We start from the raw sequence: 19,088 nt of genomic DNA on the forward strand, positions 1-19,088 counted from the left end.
TGGCAGCGTTGACTACGCTGTTGCGGTGCCCCGATCCGTGCCACTGACGAGACTTCTCGATGACGCGGGCTTGCTGTCACTCGAGCATCGGCTCCACCTCGAAGACATGCTCGGCGCACACGTGTGGGAGGTCGACCTGGAAGAGCGCCGACTCGAATTCGCGGGCGACAAGGGATCGTTCGTATGCACCGACGTCCATCTGCTCGGTACGGCCGACGCCGAGACGTGGTTGTGGGGGTGGGTCAACCCCTGGGGTTACCCGCGTTCGCTGCTGCGTGCCTCGGAGACGGTGCGCGAGTTCGGCCTTCGATACGGTGTCGCCGAATTGTGTTCGGCCGAACTGCCGGTGGTGCTCGGTGGCGCGGCCCCGGAGCCCTATCAGGTGGCGGGGCTGATGGCGGACGCCGCGAAGATCGTCTGCGGGCGCTGGAACTCCTACTGCGGCGTCATCGATGGCGCCTGCGTCGCGTTTCTCATCGACCATCCGGCGTTCGAACTGCCCGCCCCCGCCCCCTCGGGTCTCGCTCGCGTCCTGGCCTATGGTTTCGGCGCACTGCCGCTGACCGATCACCGGCGCGCCGTGTACAGCTACCTGCACCGGCGGGGTCTGGCGACCGAATTCCTCGACGACTACCGGTGGCTGGAATTCGGCGGCGACGGTCTGGCGGGTGAAGTGGAGTTCGACGCTTCCGGCCGGATCGCGAGCCTGGATATCCGACTCGCGGCGGAGGGGATCGATTCGTCCTTCGAGGCGCAAACGCAGTCGGCCTCATCCCGCTGACCGTCCATCCGGCCGGCCGGACGGTCAGCGGCCTGCCGCGGTCAGTTCGGCGGGAACTTCTGCTGGAACCAGTCGAGGATCTCGGGGAGGGCAGTCCGGGCCGATCCGGCGTGGTCCACCTCGCCCAAGTCGCGCAGCGTCGCGTTGTCGCTGCCGAGAGCGCGCAGGCAGTGCTCGGCGTTGGGAAAAGGGACGGCGCGGTCGCCGTGGGAAGCGTAGAGGCGGACCGGCACCCGTGGTTGCCAGTCGCAGGTGCCGTCGCTCTCGGCGATAGCCGCGGCGGCTGCGCCGGTCGGCTCGGTGGCCAACTTGAGGAACCGGGGGGTCAGCACTTGCGCGGGGGTGGCGGCCAGCGAGGTCACGATGGTGATCTCGCTGTGGAAGCCGTCGAAGAGTTCTTCCACTTTGTCGGCATAGGGCTGCTGGAAAGCTTCGGTCGGATCGTCGTAGAGCGGGTGGATCCGGTTCATCGAAGTGAGCCAATACGAGAGGAACAGCACCGCCGCACCCGGTACGACCCGCCCGTCGAGCGCGGCGGGCGCTTGGACGTGCTGTAGGTCGTAGGGGCCGCTGATCGGGGCCAGGGCGGCGACCCCGAAACCGGGGATCGTTCCGGCGTGTAGCGCTTTGCCGAGCGCCATCGCGGCGTGGCCGCCCTGGGAGAAACCGGTCACCAGCACATTCGGGTCCAGCTCCCGGTGCTGTTGTGCCGCGAGGGATTCGGCCGCGCGGAGCAGGTCGGCCGAGGCGCTGGTCTCGGAGGGCGCATGGGTGTAGGGATGCGTTCCGGGGCCGATCCCGAGGCCCAAGTAATCCGGTGCCGTCGCCGCGTATCCGGCGGCGGCGAACGCCACGGTGCGCAGCCGCTCGGAAAGGTTGCGGGTGTCGACCGATGGCGCGTCGCTCTTCAGCGTCATGGTCCCGTGTTGGTAGCTGACCACCCGCAGCCGCCGAGAATCGGTGCGCGGCAACACCACCAGCCCGCTGGCGGTGGTCGGCTCGCCCTGCGGGGTGATCGTCCGGTACTCGAGGCGAAAGGCGTCGACGCCGTTGCGGACGGGCGTGCGGATATCGCCGTCGGCCAACAGCGCCGCGGTCTGCTCGGGCGGCAGACTCAGCAGGGGAGTGGTCGATACGATCGCACCGCGGTCAGACGGTGATTCGCGCTCGGTGTCCGCGCACCCGGCGGCGGCTCCCAGCAGGACGACCACCGCGACCAAGCAGCGCCTCAGACGGTCCATCCGTGGATCCTCTCGATGATCATCGGGTCCGCTCCATCATCGCGCTCGAACCGGCGGGTGGTCGGCTCCCGCGGTCTCTCGAAGATCGCCGAAGGCTCGGGCGCGGCGGGCCTGGTCGACGAGCGCGCCGCGAGCGCCTCTGCGAGGTCGTGTCGGAGTGGTTCGATGCCTGGTCGTAGCGGGCAGATCCCTCCGGCGCTCCCTGGCCATTAAGTAATCCTGTGTTCCGTAGAGCTTCATCTATCTACCAGCGCAGACTAGCGATATGTTATGGGATATTATTAGCGAACTGGGTAGCTTGGTGTGATTGCTGCCTGCGCGACGCAGGGCTGTCGAGGCTATCCGGTCGAAGCTGTCCGGTCGACGCCGACACGCGGAGGCGGCCGATCGAGGGTTACTACCCGAGGAGTGGGTGTGGGCACGGTACCGGCGAGCGCGACGACCGAGATCTACTTCCGTGCGGCGGCCGCCACCTTGGTCGAGGCGGCGACGGTGCTGGCTGATTTCGGATGCTCCCCGGTCGACGTGTCCGGCATTCTCCATCGGTTGCGCCGAGTCGAGCACGCACTCGGCGTGATCATGGCCAACCTGAGCGCTGCCCTGGCGTCCGGACCGGTGGCCGCCGACAGCGCGCAATTCTCCGAACTCGGCGAGGCCCTCGGCCGCGTCCTCGAGCGCACGCGCGCGGCGGCCGCCCTCGCGGACGCCTATGTCATCACGGCGGTGCCCGACGAGGTGCTCGAGGTCGTGGTGACGATAGGTCGCTGCGCCCAGCTCACCGCCGCGGCGCTGGGGGCCTGCGAGCAACCGCTGCTCGGGTCGTATCGCGCCGAGCTGCTGCGTCTCGCGGTGCACGCCGAACGGACGTTCACCCGGTGGTCGCTGGCACGCTCGCGCACCGGCGGGGACCCGACGGCGGAACTCGGCGGTGCGCTCATCTCGGTCGTCCACGCGTTTCTGGCGGTCGGCCACGCGGCGGCAGTCGTCATCCCGGCGTGAACGGCCGGGTAGCCCTCGGCCCGCGAGGTGCGGCGAGAATGGTTCGCATAGTGCCCGGACCACTATGTGTCCATAGATTCTTCCGGGTGGGAAGCTGTCACCTGGGTGAATGCGGCTTTAGTTAGTGGTTGTTCATATCGTGTGATAGAACTCACTGGCGAAACGAAGGGGACTGCTCGACATGCAACCAACGGCCAAGCAACGCGCGGCGATGAACACCATCTGCGACACCTTCAACCCCGGCGACGGGCTGACGCTGCCGTCGGCGAGCGCGCTCGGTGCCGTCGATACCGTCTTCGAGTTGCTGGGCCGCAATCCCCGTGAGGCCGAGAAGAAGCAACTGGCGACGCTGCTGAACCTGTGGGATTCGCGGCTGGCGGGCCTGCTCACCGGCAGTGGTCCCCGGCGTTTCTCCACACTGACGCAGGAGCGACGGGAACAGGCGTTGCTGCGGCTCGCCGATTCCCGCATCGAGTCGGTGCGGGTGCTCTTCCAGGCGCTCAAACAAGCGTCGCTGCTCTCCTACAACATCACCCCCGGCCCCGCGGGCGTCAATCCGCTGTGGAAGGAGATCGGTTATCCGGCCCCGGCCGGTCCGCTCCAGACCGCGCCCGCGCCCGCGCTGTCTCCGCTGCGCTTCGGCGAAACCACAGAACTGCACTGTGATGTCGTGGTCGTCGGGTCCGGCGCCGGAGGGGGTGTCGCGGCCGCGGTGCTGGCCGAAGCGGGTCTCGACGTCGTCGTGCTGGAACGCGGAAATTATTACGACGACCGCGATTTCGGCCTCGGCGAACTCGGCGGGCTGAAGCACCTGTACGCGCCGGGCCCGCCCGGTTCCACCGAAGGTCAGATCACCCTCGTCGCGGGCACCTGCCTGGGCGGTGGAACGGTCGTCAACTGGAGCACGTCCTTGCCGACGCCGCAGGACGTCCGGGCGGAGTGGGCCGCGCTGGGCGCCGCCCAGTTCGCCGAGGCCGAGTTCGACGAAGCGCTCGAGGTGGTGCGCCGCCGGATCGGCGTCACCGAGCAGCGGTCGGTGTTGTCGGCCCGCGACGGTGTTCTCGAACGCGGCGCCCAAGCGCTGGGCTGGGAAGTGGATACCCTGCCGCGCAATGTCACCGACGCCTGCGACGCAGGCGTGGAGTGCGGTCGCTGCGGATACGGCTGCCGGCTGGGCGCCAAGCAGTCGGTGACCAAGACCTGGCTCGCCGATGCGGCCGATCGGGGCGCGCGGCTCGTCGTGGACGCCGATGTGCGACGGATTTCCGTGCGAGGCGGTCGGGCACAGGGCGTTTCCGCGGTCACCTCCGACGGTGTGGCGATCGAGGTGCGCGCTCGGGCGGTGGTCGTGGCGGCCGGAGCGATCCAGACTCCGGCGTTGCTGCGGCGCTCCGGGTTGCGCAACGACAACATCGGCCGTCACTTGCGCCTGCATCCGGCGGCCGCGGTGTTCGGCGTGTTCGAGGAAGAGATCCGGCCGTGGGAAGGCGGCTTGCAGACCAGGATCTGCCGTCGGCACAGCGACCTGGACGGCGACGGCTACGGCGTGATCTACGAAACCGGCCCGATTCATCCCGGTCTCGCTACCGGGTTCATGAGCTGGCGCGGCGCCGCGAACCATCGGGCCACCATGCTCGATTTCGCGCGTTCGAACGCGATCGGCATCATCACTCGTGACCGCGACTCGGGCACCGTAACCGTCGACCGCGGCGGTGAGCCGATCGTCAACTACCGGTTGTCGGACTACGATGCCGCCCATCTGCACACCGGGTTCGAGGGGGCGGCGAGCATCCTGGAGGCAGCGGGCGCGCTGCGCATCTTCTCCGGGCACCAAGCAGGCGTCTCCTATGAGCCCGGCCGGCGCGGGTCGCATGCCGATTTCGCGGCCGCGTGCCGGGCCGCCGGGTACGGTCCGGGACAGTGTTCCCTGGGCGCGCTGCACATCATGGGCTCGGCGCGGATGGGTGGCTCACCGGAAACCTCGGCCACCAACCCGGACGGCGCCACCTGGGAGGCGGAGAACATCGTCGTCGCCGACGCGTCCTGCTTCCCCACGGCGTCGGGCGTCAACCCCATGGTCTCGATCGAGGCGATCGCCTACATGAACGCGAAACGGCTTGCCGCGCAGCTGGTCTGAGTAACCGGTCGGTCAGAGCGCGCGGATGCCGTCGAGCACCGCGCGCAGGAGGCCGAGATCCGACTCCGGTCCCGTCGCGGGCGGGGCCGACCGGCAGATCAGCCTGCCGTCGTCGAGCAGGTCGCCGATGAGGACCTTCGTCATCGTCAGCGGCAGGCGCAGTCGTGCGGATACCTCGGCGACCGACTGCGGAGTGCGGCACAACTCCACGATCGCCGCGTATTCCGGTTCGGTGCGCCGTAGCGCGGCGCCGGGCGCGCCGTCGACCACCAGGGTGACCAGGTTCAGTTCCGGGCGCACGGCACGACCCCGGCCGCGGGTGATGGCGAAGAGCCGGACCAGCGGACCGGCGTCTTCCTCGTACCAGGGATCGTGCTGATAACTCATGGCCGTGTCGAAGCGGGCGGGTGCGGGCGCGTATCGACCGACAGGTGGGTTCCGACTCGCTGCACCGTCTGGTTCATCTCGTAGGCCACCATACCCATATCGGCGGTCTCGGACGCCATCAGCGCCAGGCACGCGTTGGCCCCTGCCGTGGTGACGAACAGCACCGCGCGATCGAGTTCCACCACCGTCTGGCAGACGCCACCGGCGTCGAAATGGTGGCCCACGCTGCGGGACAAGCTGTGCAGTGCCGATGCCATCGCGCAGAATCGCTCGGCGTCGGCCTTGTCCAGCTGAGCCGAATGGCCGATCAGCAGCCCGTCCGAGGACAGCAGGACCGCGGACTGGGCTCCGACGAGTCCGGCGACCAGCTCGTCGAGCAGCCAACCGAGGCCGGTTCCCTGGGAAGTAGTCATCGTCGCCTTCTGAATGTGTATGGAATTGGGAACTAGTCGAGGTCGGGACGCTTCCGGCGTCCCTGGCGGGTCCCGCTCTCGATAGCACTCATCAGATTGCGTGCTTCATCGGCGGTCCGTTGCCGTGCCGGTGCCGGTGCGGACGGCGCCGACTGCTCGTCGGGAGACTGGCGGCGGCGGCGCGGCAACGGTGGCCTGCCATCCGGAGCGGGCTCGGTGTGCGGTGCGGCCCCCGAGTCGAATCCGCGACCGCTGTCGGTGTGCGGGGCCTGCGCCCAGGACTGCTCGGAGGACGAGGTGAACCATGCGGACCGTCCCGGGACCGGTGCGGGCTCAGGGGGCGCGTGCTCCGGCGCCGGTGTCTGTACGGGCTCGACACTGTCACCGTCGTTGTGTTCGGGTGGCTGCGTCCCCGACTGCAGAAGCGCGTTGGGAATCAGCACCACCGCCCGCACGCCGCCGTAGACCGATTCACCCAGACGCACCGAGACACCGTGACGGTGGGCCAGTTTCGCGACCACGAACAACCCCAGCCGGGTGTCGCTGGACAGGGATACCACACTGAAATCGGGCGGGTTGGACAGCAACTCGTTACGGGCGGCGAAGTCGGCCTCCGACATGCCGAGGCCTTGGTCGATGATCTCGACCGCCACACCGCGCCCGACGATGACGCCGGACACCTCGACCCGCGCCTGCGGCGGTGAGAAGGCCGTCGCGTTGTCCATCAGCTCGGCCATCAAGTGGATCAGGTCGGCTACGGCGTTGCTCGACACCTGGGACTCCGGCAGCCTGCCGGTCTGAATGCTGGCGTAGTCGAGGCTTTCCGCGACGGCGGCGCGGACCAGGTCGAGCAGCGGGACCGGCTTGCGCCAGCGCCTGCCCGGTTTCTCGCCACCGAGGATGATCAGGTTCTCCGCGTTGCGCCGCGCCCGCGTCGCCAGGTGATCGAGCTGGAACAGCAGCTCGAGCTGGTCGGCGTTCTCCTCTTGGCGCTCGGCCTGATCGAGCAGGGCGAGCTGGCGATGCACCACGACCTGGCTGCGATGGGCGATGTTGAGGAACACCGCGTTGACGCCCGCCCTGGTCTTCGCTTCCGCGACCGCGGCCGACACGGCCGCGACATGGGCGCGGTTGAAGGCGTCGGCCACCTGGCCCAATTCGTCGGTACCGAAATCGAGCCGCGCCAGTTCGGTCTCGGAGTCGAGGCTCTCGCCGCGACCGAGTCGTTGCATCACTTCGGGCAACTGCTGGTCGGCCAGTTCCAGGGTGTCGCGCCGCAGTCGCCGCATTCGTGCGATGAATCGGTTGGCCAGCACCAGCGCCGCGAGGAAGGCGAGCATCGCGACCAGCAGCACCGCCGCGCCGCCCAGCATCGACTGCTGCGCGGTCCGGTCGCCGCGCTCGCGTGCGATGGCGTGCGCGTCGCGGCTCTGGTCGTCCCACAGCTTCAACAGGTTCGTCCCGACCTGGCCGGAAGCCTCCTGCCACGCCGCGACAGTCATGGGCAACGGCTCGCTTCGCGAGGTCGAGCGGCCGCTCTGGGTTCTGCCGGTGCCGTCGTGAATGGACTCGTCGAAGTCGGTGCCCGCCTCCACCGGCCCCCGCAGCAGCACGGCGTCCTGCATCGCGATCACTTTCTGATAGGCCGGTCCACCGGTGATCTCCTGGAGTTGAGCCATGCGCTTGCCCTTCAGGACGCGGCCGGCGTATGCCACCTGACCACGGAATTCCCCGAGCAGTCGGCTGAATTCGGTCAACTGCTCCGGAGTGTGTTCCCCGACGGTCACCGCCACCGCACCCAGGGTGTCCGCCATGGACAACGCTTCGGCCGCGCGCAGGGGCTCGACGCCGTAGCTCAGCTCCATGGCGATGTCGGCTTCCGGTGCCACCCGCGCGGCGAGCGTCGACGCGGCGATGATCGTGCCGATGACCCCGCTGAAGACTTCGAACACCTCTTTCGGCGGAGCCTGCCTGCTGTCGACGCCGCCGCGCAGCGTCGGAACCAGCGCGAACAGCTTGTTGTAGCCTTCGATGTCGGAGGCGGACCCGCCGGGATTCAGTTTGCGGGCGGCATCGCCTTTGGCGATCACCGCCGCCAGCGCCGCGTCCGAGCGTTGGCGCGCGGCGGTGAGCCCGCCGACGATTTCGGTGTCACCGGCCAGATACAACAGCGACAAGCGCCGCTCCTCCTGGAACGATTGCACCATGAGAATGGCCGGCGCCGTCGTACTGCTGGCCAGCTCCGCCCATTCCTTCGCTGCCCGGGCGGAGTTCACCAGGTAGCCCGCCGCACCCACCCCGATCGTGAGAAGCGTGACGCTCGATATGAGGACGATCGCCAGCAGTCGTACCCGGACACCCACTCGACCACGGACATCACGCTGGCTCGACCGAACCACTGCCACAGCGGATTCGCGTAGCTCAGACCACTTGCTCACGGCTTGAAATGCCTACCTCTGACACGGCCCCGCCCGGCCCGGACGGAACCTCACCTGTACCCGACCGAAGAATAACGAAAGTGTAGCGGTTCGATCGCGAATCGTATGGTTTTGTGACACTCGACAAGTGAACGGCAATTATTCCTGAATTTCGCTGTGCATGCTGTAGGACGACTCGAACCGTCCGTGAGCGGCAATCGCCAGTCAGTGGGCGCAGCAAGCCGGTCTGGCAGGACAGCAGTAGTTCGATTCAGAGCGATTTCCTATTATTAACTTATCGCCGGTTCTGGTGGTAATTCCGTCAGCTGGCTCGGCGAATACCCGCATGACGGCCGACCCGCCAGGTCATGCGAGCCTGCCGAGTTCGGCGCGAAAAACACACATACCCGCGCCGATCCGACCGGGCGATGATATAGCGTCGGTAGAGAATTCGAGTTCCCGCCACTGGTGACGATCCGCCCTCCGATCAGTTCCCAGGGACTCGGCCTTCCGTCGGTCGGGCAGCGGATCCTCGGGCATCGGGCGCGCCCGATGGAGTGCTTATTACCGCGTCACGGGAATCAGGTGGCCCGCAGCTCGAGGGCGGCGATGAGACAGTGCAGGATCTCCGCGGAATCCAAGCCCGGGGCGCGACGACTTCGGCGGTCCGCGAGAAGCTTGCCTGTTTCCCGGTCACTGCGCGCGTCGATGACGGCATCGGGCCCGCACGCGAGATGCAGGCCGCCGGGAACGGTGCCGGTCGCCCGGCAGGCTCGGAAGAACGCGTGGATCGCGTCGATGGCACTGTCGATGCGAAGGGTCGCGGGGCCGCGCCTCGTCCGCCTGGCCGGCATCGGATCGCCCACCCAGCAGACCGGGGTCTCGCACGCGGCGGCCGCGGCGAACAACGCCGGAAGCGTGTCGAGGGTGCGAGCGACGCCGAGCCGGGGCACGAGCGTGAGTCTGCCCGGCAGCCGCTGCGGATTCAGCGCCCGGCACAGGCGCTCGACGTCGTGCGGGGTGGTCGTGGGACCGAGTGCTACCGCGACGGGGTTGCCGACACTCGCGGCGAACCGCACCCGGTCCCGCGCGGGATTGCCGATCCACACCAGGTGTGCCGAACGATCCCACCACCGCCCGTCCGGTCCCTGGCGGGTCGATGCGGCGGCGTACGGCAGCGTCGGCTCGCGCGAGATACGCAGCGGCGCAATCGAATTGTGCAGTTCGTGAGCGCCCGGCGGGGCGACCGCGGCGATAGGCAACAGTCCTCCGACCGTGCGGAGCAGATCGCGTCGCACCGGCTCGCGGCACCGATCCGCCGCCTGGCGCAGCATGCTCACGCACAGCGTGAGCGGCAGGCGGTCACCGGGCCACTCGCCGAGCGCCTCGGCGGCGCGAAAGTATCCGGGCGGCCGCCTGGGCGCTCGTTCTATGGTGACGGCCGTTTCTCCCAGCACATGCGCCATGACCGCCGCTGCGGCGTGCGTCAGCGCCCGGCGGCCGGCGACGGCGCGGGTTTCGCCCCCGGACGATGTACCGTCGCGCCCGCCGAGGTGCAGCACGAAACCATCGCCGCGGGCTACCTTCGCCAGACTGGTTGTGAGCGAGTCGCATTCGTCCGGGTGAACCAGTGTGGGCATCTGCCGCGAACGTCGCGCGCCGTTCGGTGAGGTTGCGGATATCTCGCCGTGCCGCACGCTGCCCCGGAGATCGTGCATGGGGAACAGTTGTCTCGGAATTGCGGGCGATGCCGCCCCCACGAGCACCGGTTCGTCGGCCCAAGGCTGATCGTCGCCGGTCGTGGCGGTGAAATCGGAGGGAATGACGTCGGGGTTGAACGATTCCCGGATATAACAGAGTGGCTGGTCTCCGAGCAGCATGACGTACGCGCGCGCCGCGCACACCCGACCGTCGGGCCATGTCGTCACGCCGGTGCGCAAGAGGTGCCGCCGCTGGGATACCCCGCGGGAGATAAGGCCGGACCCGATCGGCGTCCCGACATCGTCCAGCCCCGAAGCGGCCGCTCCCGAGCGCCCGGCGACGACGTAGTTGACGGACGCGGTGACCAAGTCGGCGTTGACCAGGCAGGAGTGGCGCACGAGGACGCGATCGGTACCGGACACGCGCAGGGCATCGGTGACTGCGTCGGGCAGCAGCCCGGCCGCGACAGCGTCTTGGCGCAACACCCGCACGTGCAGGTCGGTGCCCAATATCGCCGACAGGGCGGGCGTGGTGAATCCGTCGCTCGCCAGCAGCATCCTGGTGAGAGGGTGGCCGAATCGCCTTATTTCGCTGTGGTTTCGGAAACCCGAACCACCGGGCGGGCAATCACCCGGTGGTTCGGGGCCGGTGTGCGTGATCGTCACGACCGGCTCCGTGCACTGACTATCACGAGAGATCCGTACGAGACCGGCGCTAGAGAATGGGCGCACCGGCCGTGGTCGGTGGGAGCACGGGCCGGGCCACGGCTTCGATTTCCTCGTCCGTCCTGGGCCGATCCGTCAGGCCGAGCACCGGTTCGGTGGTGATTCGCAGCTCGCCGGTGGTGGTGTCGGCCAAGGGGTCGCGCCAGTGATCCCACACCACGGACATGTCGAGGTGACCCATGTATTCGAGATTCGCCGACTCCGCGTGGAGATGTTCGGCCGCGGAGATGATGGTTTCGGTCGCGGTGCGCTGTTGCGCTCCCGAGGACTCGTCCATGTCGGTCAGGCCCGCCATGATCTCGGTGAACTGGGCCTGCTTCGTGTCGCCGCTGTGGCCGGTGGTGAGCGTGCCAGCGTGCGCGAAGTATTCCTCCGAGCCGACGTACTGCTCGTACATGCGCGAGACCAGCACCAGGAATCGCGTGTAGGCCCGGCGATAGGCGTGCTCGTAGAAGGCCAGAGCCTCGGACTCGCCCAGCTCGCCGCGCGCGACCGTCGCGATCGCCGCGGCGGCGACCAGTCCCGAGTACGTCGCCAGATGCACGCCGCTGGACAGCAGCGGATCGAGGAAGCAGGCCGCGTCGCCCACGACGACCCAACCGGGGCCGCTGAACCGGTCGGAGGTGTAGGAGTAGTCCTGCTCCGCCTTGACCCCCGCGACCTGCCGCGCGCCCGCGAGCAGCTTGCCCATCGCCGCACTGTCGCCGATGGTCTCCAGGTAGTACGCCTCTCGGCCTTGTTCCCGAAGTTTCGGCGCGGCTGTGCGCGCGGAAACGACGTAGCCGACGCTGTGGCGGCCGTCCGAGAGCGGAATGTTCCAGAACCAGCCGCCCTCGGGCGTGGACACCACATTGATCGCACCCTCCGGGCTGTCCGGATGTAGGTGCGCGCCTTCCCAATACGACCAAACGGCCACGTTGCGGAAGGCCGGGTGCTGCTGGCGCTCCACGACTTGGTGTTTGGCCAGCACGCCGGCCCGTCCGGACGCGTCGACGAGGAAATCGATCCCGGTGGTGTGGATCCGGTCGTCACCGTCGACGGTCCACTCGACGGCCGTCGGCCGCTCGCCCTCGAACAGGACGTTGGTGACCGTCGCCCGCTCGATCACCTCCGCGCCCTGCTCCGCGGCGTTGCGCAGCAGCAGTTCGTCGAAGACGTCGCGCTCGACCTGCCACGACCAGGCTTCCGCGTCCACGAGCTTGGACCAGTCCAGCAGCCAGTTGTCGTTCTGCCACTGGAAGTGGCCTCCTCGTTTGACCTGGAAGCCGTGCGCGGCCACCGCGTCGTAGGCGCCGGACAGACGCAGGGTCGACAGCACCGACGCCAACAGGCTCTCGCCGATGTGATAGCGCGGGAACTTATCTCGTTCCAGGAGGGTCACCCGTACCCCCGACTTGGCGAGCAAGGCCGCGGTGGTGGACCCGGCCGGGCCGCCTCCGATGACCAGAACGTGCGGATTGTCCATAGCGAACTCCCTGGAACTGCCGACAACGGAACGTGCACGCACTTCAGTGGCGGAGAACTCCGGGCGACCCCACGGTCTGGGTGAGCCAGGACGTATATTGCCGCTGGTTAGCTAGGCTAACGGTGCACGATCTGAGTGTAGCAATTGATAGCGAAACTGCAAGATATACAACGCATTTGACAACCCCTAGCAGATCGGCATTCGGATTGCTCCAGGGATGCCAAAATCCCCGCACGGGGCTTCTCTGCCGATTCGCCGTCACTCGGCCCGACCGGTGGCGCCCAACTGATGGGGTGCCAGGGTCGGCGTGAAAACCGTTGCGGGGAAAACTATTTCGCGGCCGATACGCGTTCGCCGCTGATGATGGGGGATGTCTGGGGTAGGTGGGGGCGGCGCACCTCGTATGGTCATCACCCCGCTCTCCGTACGGATTCAGGATACGGGGGACGGTCCGGCCGCACGAGCCGTTCACCCAGAGTTACCTCGCCGGTGGGCTCGTCGCCGTGCCGGCCAACTCCGGGCGACGACCCGGCCGGGTGGATCACGTTGCGGCGCGGTTAATTTGCCGGACTGTGTGACCTGCGCGGTAAGGAATTTGGAGGTGTCGGTGGATGTGACACTCGGGCAGGATCTTCCGGCGCATGTGTGATGGAAGTCGTATCCGCGCTGCTCCTCGAAACCGGCAAGGGCTCGCGCGGCGGCGGTGCGCTGGGTGTTCTTCGAGACGGTCGCGAACGGCGACAGTCGATGGACGAATTCGTCTTCTCGGCCGATCGAGGTCACGCCCGATCTTCCTCGGCGGCATCCTGAGCGGCAGGGTGGCGCCATCGTCACGATGGAGATGCGGTGATCGTCGATGGTCGCGGTGGCGGCACGATTGGAGCGGTCGAGCAGGCGTGCTCGCCGGCTGCGGGCTTACCGGGTTTCCGGTGCCTCGTAGGCGCGCAGGAAGGTATCGACCGCCGCCGCGGCGACCGCGTGCATCTCGGCGGTGGAGACCTTGCGAGTGCCCAGCCGCGAGCGGTCCTCCATCGGGGCGGTGATCAGCACGAGGAACTGTTCCGCGGCGGTCGCCGGGTCGCACGTGCGCAAACGCCCGGACAGCGACAGGCGCGCCAACCGGTCGGCCAGTGCTTCGACCGGCCGGTCGGACGTGCGGCTCACGACGACGTCGATCAGATCGGGGAACTGCGCGACCTGGCCGTAGGTCAGCCACCGCAGCGATCGTGAGCGCTCGCCGCAGCGCACCCGGATCAGCCGGTAGGCCAGATCTTCCAGGGCGGCGCGCAAGTCGGGGCCGGGGTTGCGCAACCGATCCATCACGGACAGGTTCTCGGCCAGCACCGCGTCGCCGACCGCCGTCAGCGCGTGCCGGAACAGGGTTTCCTTGTCGTTGAGGTGGTTGTAGATCGTCGGCTTGGCGACGCCGGCCTCCTCGGCGATCTCCTGCACGCACGCCTGCGCGTAGCCCCGGCGCGCGAACACGACGAACGCCGCGTCCAGGATCGCCTGCCGCTTATCGATCCGCCCGCGCGAAGCCGCCTGTCCGGCCTGCGATGTCACTGCTGCCACTCCCGCAGTGTAAACCGCCCGATCTGCAGGTTTTCCCCGCTGGTTCAGTTCGGTGAACCCGCCCATCGGGGGTCTACCTCACCCGGCCCGCACCGCACACGGATCCCACGGCATACCGAATTACCGAGAATCGGGTGTCAGGACGACAAGGGGGATCGTTCGGGTGGTCTTCTCCTGGTAGTCGGCGTAGCCGGCGTGGGCTGCCACGACGTCGGGCCAGAGCTCGTTCCGTTCCGACGGCGGCAGGACACGTGCGGTCATCGGCCGCGGCGAACCGTGCCTGACCGACGCCTCGACCGCGGGATTCGCGCGCAGATTGTGCAGCCACGCTGGGTCCCTCGGGTCGCCGCCGCGCGAAGCGACGACCACGATCGTGTCCCCCTCGATGATCGGTGCGGTGAGGATGACGGTGTGCCGACGGCCGGACTTGCGGCCGATGGTGGTGAGCGCGATCGTCGGCATGCCTTTGAAGGTTGTGCCGAAGGTCCCGCCGCTGAGTTCGATGATGGAGCGGTGGACGGCGTTGCAGATCTTGAGCTGGACATTGCTTGGCATGGGTTCCGCTTTCTTCTGGCGGGCGAGTGAAACAGGCCTCCAGCGTCCCGAACGCCGCTAGTGATTTGCTTGTGAATCGCTTCTGGCGCGCACCGCGGTGATCCACTCCTGGCATCCGCAGCGGCGGGCGAGTCGTTCCGCCGCGGCGTAGTGCCCAGCCGCGCGGCCGGGCTCCCCGAGCAGTGCCGCGAGATCGCCGAGCACGGTGTCGACCGGCCCCGCCGCGAACGCGCCGGTGTCCGCGCCCGCGATCTGCCCGGAATAGGTGCGCAGTTGCTCGTACACCGGCAACGCTTCGGCGCGTTGCCCGAGGCCGACGACAGCCATGCCGCGGACGGTGAGGAACAGCGAACGGAAGAAGTCCGCGCGCAATGGGCGGCGAGCGCGCGCGGCTTCTCGTGCTCCTTGCCGATCACCCGTCGCCAGCAGTGCCAACACGAGCGGATCGACGACGAGTTCGGTATCCGAACGTGCGAGTTCGGCGAACACCGAAGCGAGTTCGCCGACGCGGCTCTGCGTCAGACGGATGGTGAACAGGGCGATCAGCACGACGCCGTCGGCGTCGAGGACGTGGTACCGCGTGAACAACTCGTGGGCCCGGTGATAATGCCGTTCGGCCGCTTCGAGGTCGCCGGTGCAGTGGGCGAGCATCCCGAGGCCCATGGTGTTCGCGGCCTGAGCCTGGCGCCACAGGTAACGGTCGGCCAGCGACGTCGCGGCGGCGAGTTCTTCCCGAGCGCGCTCGATGTCGCCACTCGCCGCGGCTACCTGCAGTGCCGCATTCCTGCCGAGCAGTGCGAAGGAAGGGAGATCGTTGTTCTCGCCGACCCCGATCAATTCGGCGGCGAGGCGTTGCCGATCGCCGAGCGGAACAGTGGTGTCGTAGACCGACGTCCTGGCCTCCAACGCCAGTCCGAGCAGCGCAGGATCCGCGAGGCCGCGGGCGAGCGCTTCGGCTTCCCCGGCCGCCTCGCGTGCGCGCTCGTTCAGCTCGCCGCCGATCTCGCGGACGAGCGCGACGAGCAATCGGCACCGCGCCTCGGAGGTGAGTCCCGGCGTCCGTAGCGCTCGGTCGATCGACGCGACCGCCCGCTGGTCGACCGTGCCGTACGCGCGGTTGAGCCAGGGAGTCGCGGTATCCCAGGCCGTGAGCGCCTCGACGAGCCGCTCCGGTGTGTCGGCCGCCGACACCGCTCGGTCGCGCGCGTCGCGAGCCGGCATGCCCGCGCCTGCGGCGAGATGGCTTCTGCTCATGCGGGAGAGCGCGGTTACCCGCTCCCCGGTCGTGTCCGCACCGGGGACCCGTTCGAGTGCGGCGATGGCGCGGCCGTAGGACTGGGCGGCGACCTCGTGCGCGAATCGGCGTTCGGCCTGTTCGGCAGCGGCGAGGGCGTAGTCGGCGGCCCGCCGCGCAGTCGCCGGCGTGAGTGCCTCGCCGAAATGGTGAGCCAGCGCCGAGAGGTCGCCCGGTCTCGTTCGCTCGGTCGACTCGGCGACGCGCAGATGCCAGCGGTGGCGCCGTACGCGGGACAAGTCGCCGAGCAGGGCAGCGCGGACGAGCGCGTGTGTGAAGCGTGCGGTGCCCGGGCCGGGTTCGTCGAGCAGTCCGGCGAGCACTCCCGCTTCGACCGCGTCGAGCACGGTGTCCTCATCCACCTCGGCCGCGCCGATCAGCACATCGATGTCGAATTCGCGGCCGATCACCGCCGCGAGACGGAGGAGGGACACGGTGATTTCCGGCAGCCGGGCGAACCGACGGCGCAGCACATCGCGAACACCTTCCGGCACTTCCGAGGTCGCCACGAGCGCACCCTCGCTGCCGAGTAGTCGCGCGCTTTCGATGAGGTAGAACGGATTGCCGCCCGTGCGCTCGGCCAATGCCTCGAGCGTGGCTCGATCGGGGTCGCGTCCGGACGCCGAACGGACGAGGGCTGCCGCGTCGTCGAATGCCAGGCCGCGCAGGTGGACGCGCACCGCCGTCGTCGGCGCCAGCGACGCGAGCGCGTCCTCCAGGTGGATCCCCATCTCTTCTGGGCGGTAGGCGATCACGAGAAGGACTGCCGCGGATTTCGCCACGCTGCCGAGCAGAGCGGCGGTCTCGGAGTCGCCGCGGTGCAGGTCGTCGAAGAACAACGCGAGCGGCTGCCGCCGCGCTGCCTCGGCCAGGTACCCGCCGACGGCGCGATGCAGCAGGAAGCGTCCGAAGGAGACATCCGTGCCGGTCTCGTCGCGCCGGTCGGCGAGCAACGGCTCCAGCGGCCCCGCGAATTCGCCGGGATCGACCTCGCACACCAGCTCGCGCAGTGCTTCCACCCAGGCCCACGCGGGTGGCGCACCGTCCTCCTCGGGACAGCGGCCGGTGACCACGCGCCAGCCCTCGGCTCGCAGCTGGGCTCCCAACCGCCGCAGCAGAGTTGATTTTCCACTTCCGGCTTCCCCGATCACGGTCGCAACGCGGGGCCCGGCACCCACCTGTGCCGCACTATGCAGTTGATCGAGTTCTCGTGTGCGCCCGACGAATTCGCTATGCGGTGGTGAGAGTATCGCCCTCGGTGCGGGAAACACGGCCGCAGCGGGCAGCTCCACGGGAATACGCTGCGCCAAAAGATCCGCTTCGAGCTGCACCAGGGCCGGACCCGGGTCGATCCCGAGTTCGTCCGCGAGGACCTGGCGTGCGGCTCGCAACGCCGCCAGCGCGTCCGCTTGCCTTCCCGCGTGAAACCGCGCAAGCGCCGAGATCCGCCACGCCTCCTCACGGAGGGGGTGCGCGCTGGTCAACGCGTCCGCTTCCGCAACGGCGGCGGCCGGGTCGCCGAGTTCGACCAGCGTCGCGGCCAAGCGCTCGCGCGCGGCCAGGCGCAATTCTTCCAGCCGGTTCGCCTCCGGCCGCGCCCACGACTCGTCACCGAACTCCGCGAACGCGGGACCGTGCCATCGGCGGAGTGCGCGTTCGAGTCGATGCCTGCGTTCTTCGAGATCGCGCGGCACGGTTCGTACTTCCGCCTCGAACTGCCATGCGTCCACGGCTTCGGCGTCGAGCCGCAACGCGTAGCCGGGGGCCTGGCTCACCAGCACCGTGGCAGGCGAACGCGGCGGACGGTCCGGCTCGAGCAGCTTGCGCAGATGCGATATGTAGGCCTGCAACGCGCCCAGCGCGCGTGGCGGCGGCTCGCCGCGCCAGAGGTCATCGATCAGGCGGTCGACCGGTACGACCGCGCCGCGCGCCACCAGCAGAAGGGCGAGCACTCCCCGCTGCCGTGGACCGCCGAGTTCGATGCGGCCGCGCTCGTTCGCCGCGGTCAGCGAGCCGAGCACCTGGATTCGTACCATGACGTGCCAAGCGTATTGCAAGCCCGCTACAAGCGGCTCGACGGACAGTGGGTTCATGAACACCGCCACCCAGACCGCCGAACGCCCCGATACCACCGAGATGGTGCTCGTCCACAACGCCTTCCGGCGCCACTTCGACGCCCTGCCCGGCCTCGTCGGCGGCGTCGCCGACGGTGACATCGCCCGTGCGGCCCGCATCGCCGGCTTCCTCGCCGAACTCGACACCGGGCTGCACCACCATCACAGCGCCGAGGACGAGCTGATGTGGCCGTTGCTGCTCGAGCGGGCGGAGACCGACAGCGCGCTGATCCTGCGGATGGAGGAGCAGCACGAGCGGATAGCCGAATTGATCGAGCGCGCCGACGGGCAGGCCGCGCGGTTCGCCGCGTCGGCGCATCCGGAGACGCGTACCCAGCTCGGCGCCACGCTGCGGGCGCTGGCCGCCGCACTCGACGAACACATGGCCGAGGAGGAGGCGCACATCCTGCCGCTCGTCGAGCGGGTCATGACCGTTCCCGAATGGGAGGCGCTGGGTGAGCGCGGCCGCGCGTCCGTGCCGAAAGACCGGCAGTTGATCTTCCTCGGGTTCATCCTGCAAGGTGTGCCCGCGGTGGAGCGGCGAAAGTTTCTCGCCGCCATGCCGTTTCCGGCCAGGCTCGCGTGGTGGCTGCTCGGCCGGCGTGCCTTCGCCAAGGAGTACCGCTCGATCTACGGCACGGATCCCGCCTGACCGCTCGGGGGCGCCCGAGAGCGTCCCGCAAGGTCCTGCCCGCTTGGTCGGCTGTCCGCCCGCGTTCGGGCTGACAAACGAGCCGAATATGTCTACTATGACCTGTAGTAGATCTGGATGGGGAGCCGGGAAATCGGGAGGGACCACCATGGAGACGATCACCGTCGAACGCACGATCGCGGCGCCTATCGACGCGGTGTTCGACTGGATCAGCAACGCGCACAACTACACCCGCATTCGCTTGGTCTTGCGCGAGCGTCTTGTGGTTCCCGGCGCCGAAGCGCCCTATGGCCGCGGTGCGGTTCGCGTCCTGATTTGGGCTGTCGGCTGGTTCTGGGAACGCATCACGGCCTACGACCCGCCGCACTCGTTCGAATATCACGTCTACCGCAGCATCCCGCCGTCCGAGCACGAGAACGGGCGGGTCGACTTCACCGAGACCGCGGGCGGAACCCGCGTGGTGTGGACCACCACCGCGCGACTCCGGTTGCCGCTCATCGGCGCCGCTCTCACCCGCCGGATCGTGCGGCCGCTGTTCACCTATGCGTTCGGCCGCGTCCTCGACGCGGCGTCTCGCGACCTCGCCGCGCGATCGGAGATCGGCTGATCCGCACCCCGCCGTGCCAGGCGCGGAG

The 19,088-nt window shown here is 68.6% G+C and carries 14 protein-coding genes; 5 read left to right on the top strand and 9 right to left on the bottom strand.

Annotation, left to right across the window (positions count from 1 at the left end; all coding sequences use genetic code 11):
• The first annotated feature begins 25 nt into the window (after positions 1-25).
• Complete coding sequence (locus tag ABZ420_RS07485) at positions 26-781, top strand: DUF6882 domain-containing protein (RefSeq protein ID WP_357118317.1); 756 nt, start codon at positions 26-28, stop codon at positions 779-781.
• A 41-nt stretch (positions 782-822) separates the two neighbouring features.
• Here ABZ420_RS07485 and ABZ420_RS07490 read toward each other — a convergent pair whose 3' ends face one another.
• Entirely contained in the window at positions 823-2,022 is a 1,200-nt protein-coding gene (locus ABZ420_RS07490) for a hypothetical protein (RefSeq protein WP_357118320.1), read from the bottom strand.
• Between the two features lie 414 nt (positions 2,023-2,436).
• Here ABZ420_RS07490 and ABZ420_RS07495 point away from each other — a divergent pair, with 414 nt between their 5' ends.
• Together ABZ420_RS07495 and ABZ420_RS07500 are read left to right on the top strand one after the other, a co-directional pair.
• On the top strand, positions 2,437-3,021 hold the full coding sequence (locus ABZ420_RS07495) for a hypothetical protein (protein ID WP_357118323.1): 585 nt from the start codon (positions 2,437-2,439) through the stop codon (positions 3,019-3,021).
• Positions 3,022-3,202: 181 nt separating this feature from the next.
• Positions 3,203-5,158: a GMC family oxidoreductase N-terminal domain-containing protein gene (locus ABZ420_RS07500; RefSeq protein WP_357118326.1), complete on the top strand. Its 1,956-nt coding sequence runs from the start codon at positions 3,203-3,205 to the stop codon at positions 5,156-5,158.
• A gap of 12 nt (positions 5,159-5,170) precedes the next feature.
• On the opposite strand, the gene ABZ420_RS07505 is transcribed toward ABZ420_RS07500, so the two are convergent.
• The 8 genes from ABZ420_RS07505 to ABZ420_RS07540 form a co-directional block, all read right to left on the bottom strand.
• Positions 5,171-5,545, bottom strand: a complete 375-nt coding sequence (locus tag ABZ420_RS07505) for a DUF742 domain-containing protein (protein ID WP_357118329.1) — start codon at positions 5,543-5,545, stop codon at positions 5,171-5,173.
• Entirely contained in the window at positions 5,542-5,958 is a 417-nt protein-coding gene (locus tag ABZ420_RS07510) for a roadblock/LC7 domain-containing protein (protein ID WP_040872147.1), read from the bottom strand. Before ABZ420_RS07510 ends, ABZ420_RS07505 begins: the two co-directional genes overlap by 4 nt.
• Before the next feature lie 32 nt (positions 5,959-5,990).
• Positions 5,991-8,321 carry an ATP-binding protein gene (locus tag ABZ420_RS07515; protein WP_357118332.1) on the bottom strand — a complete coding sequence of 777 codons (2,331 nt, stop codon included), beginning with the start codon at positions 8,319-8,321 and terminating at the stop codon, positions 5,991-5,993.
• Positions 8,322-8,956: 635 nt separating this feature from the next.
• The gene (locus tag ABZ420_RS07520) at positions 8,957-10,633 is read right to left on the bottom strand and encodes a 3-deoxy-7-phosphoheptulonate synthase (RefSeq protein ID WP_357118335.1); all 1,677 of its coding nucleotides are present in this window, start codon (positions 10,631-10,633) and stop codon (positions 8,957-8,959) included.
• Positions 10,634-10,790: 157 nt separating this feature from the next.
• Positions 10,791-12,266 carry an NAD(P)/FAD-dependent oxidoreductase gene (locus tag ABZ420_RS07525; RefSeq protein ID WP_062970138.1) on the bottom strand — a complete coding sequence of 492 codons (1,476 nt, stop codon included), beginning with the start codon at positions 12,264-12,266 and terminating at the stop codon, positions 10,791-10,793.
• Positions 12,267-13,181: 915 nt separating this feature from the next.
• Positions 13,182-13,838 (bottom strand): TetR/AcrR family transcriptional regulator, encoded by a 657-nt coding sequence (locus ABZ420_RS07530; protein ID WP_357118338.1) that lies wholly within the window; start codon positions 13,836-13,838, stop codon positions 13,182-13,184.
• Positions 13,839-13,958: 120 nt separating this feature from the next.
• Positions 13,959-14,393 carry a nitroreductase family deazaflavin-dependent oxidoreductase gene (locus ABZ420_RS07535; RefSeq protein ID WP_357118341.1) on the bottom strand — a complete coding sequence of 145 codons (435 nt, stop codon included), beginning with the start codon at positions 14,391-14,393 and terminating at the stop codon, positions 13,959-13,961.
• 57 nt (positions 14,394-14,450) lie between these two features.
• Entirely contained in the window at positions 14,451-17,723 is a 3,273-nt protein-coding gene (locus ABZ420_RS07540; protein WP_357118344.1) for a BTAD domain-containing putative transcriptional regulator, read from the bottom strand.
• A gap of 55 nt (positions 17,724-17,778) precedes the next feature.
• On the opposite strand from ABZ420_RS07540, the gene ABZ420_RS07545 reads away from it, so the two are divergent.
• Both ABZ420_RS07545 and ABZ420_RS07550 read left to right on the top strand, forming a co-directional pair.
• Positions 17,779-18,453, top strand: coding sequence for a hemerythrin domain-containing protein (locus tag ABZ420_RS07545; RefSeq protein ID WP_357118347.1), 675 nt, complete (start codon positions 17,779-17,781; stop codon positions 18,451-18,453).
• 148 nt (positions 18,454-18,601) lie between these two features.
• Complete coding sequence (locus tag ABZ420_RS07550; RefSeq protein ID WP_357118350.1) at positions 18,602-19,060, top strand: SRPBCC family protein; 459 nt, start codon at positions 18,602-18,604, stop codon at positions 19,058-19,060.
• Positions 19,061-19,088: the final 28 nt, after the last annotated feature.

The organism is Nocardia sp. NPDC005745 (assembly GCF_040630775.1).
Lineage (GTDB): Bacteria > Actinomycetota > Actinomycetes > Mycobacteriales > Mycobacteriaceae > Nocardia.

What these genes read in the sequence shown, in the direction of transcription:
- ABZ420_RS07490 (WP_357118320.1), bottom strand. Translation starts at nt 2,022, where the DNA reads ATGGACCGTCTGAGGCGCTGCTTGGTCGCGGTGGTCGTCCTGCTGGGA.
- ABZ420_RS07500 (WP_357118326.1), top strand. Translation starts at nt 3,203, where the DNA reads ATGCAACCAACGGCCAAGCAACGCGCGGCGATGAACACCATCTGCGAC.
- ABZ420_RS07505 (WP_357118329.1), bottom strand. Translation starts at nt 5,545, where the DNA reads ATGAGTTATCAGCACGATCCCTGGTACGAGGAAGACGCCGGTCCGCTG.
- ABZ420_RS07510 (WP_040872147.1), bottom strand. Translation starts at nt 5,958, where the DNA reads ATGACTACTTCCCAGGGAACCGGCCTCGGTTGGCTGCTCGACGAGCTG.
- ABZ420_RS07520 (WP_357118335.1), bottom strand. Translation starts at nt 10,633, where the DNA reads ATGCTGCTGGCGAGCGACGGATTCACCACGCCCGCCCTGTCGGCGATA.
- ABZ420_RS07525 (WP_062970138.1), bottom strand. Translation starts at nt 12,266, where the DNA reads ATGGACAATCCGCACGTTCTGGTCATCGGAGGCGGCCCGGCCGGGTCC.
- ABZ420_RS07535 (WP_357118341.1), bottom strand. Translation starts at nt 14,393, where the DNA reads ATGCCAAGCAATGTCCAGCTCAAGATCTGCAACGCCGTCCACCGCTCC.
- ABZ420_RS07540 (WP_357118344.1), bottom strand. Translation starts at nt 17,723, where the DNA reads ATGGTACGAATCCAGGTGCTCGGCTCGCTGACCGCGGCGAACGAGCGC.
- ABZ420_RS07545 (WP_357118347.1), top strand. Translation starts at nt 17,779, where the DNA reads ATGAACACCGCCACCCAGACCGCCGAACGCCCCGATACCACCGAGATG.
- ABZ420_RS07550 (WP_357118350.1), top strand. Translation starts at nt 18,602, where the DNA reads ATGGAGACGATCACCGTCGAACGCACGATCGCGGCGCCTATCGACGCG.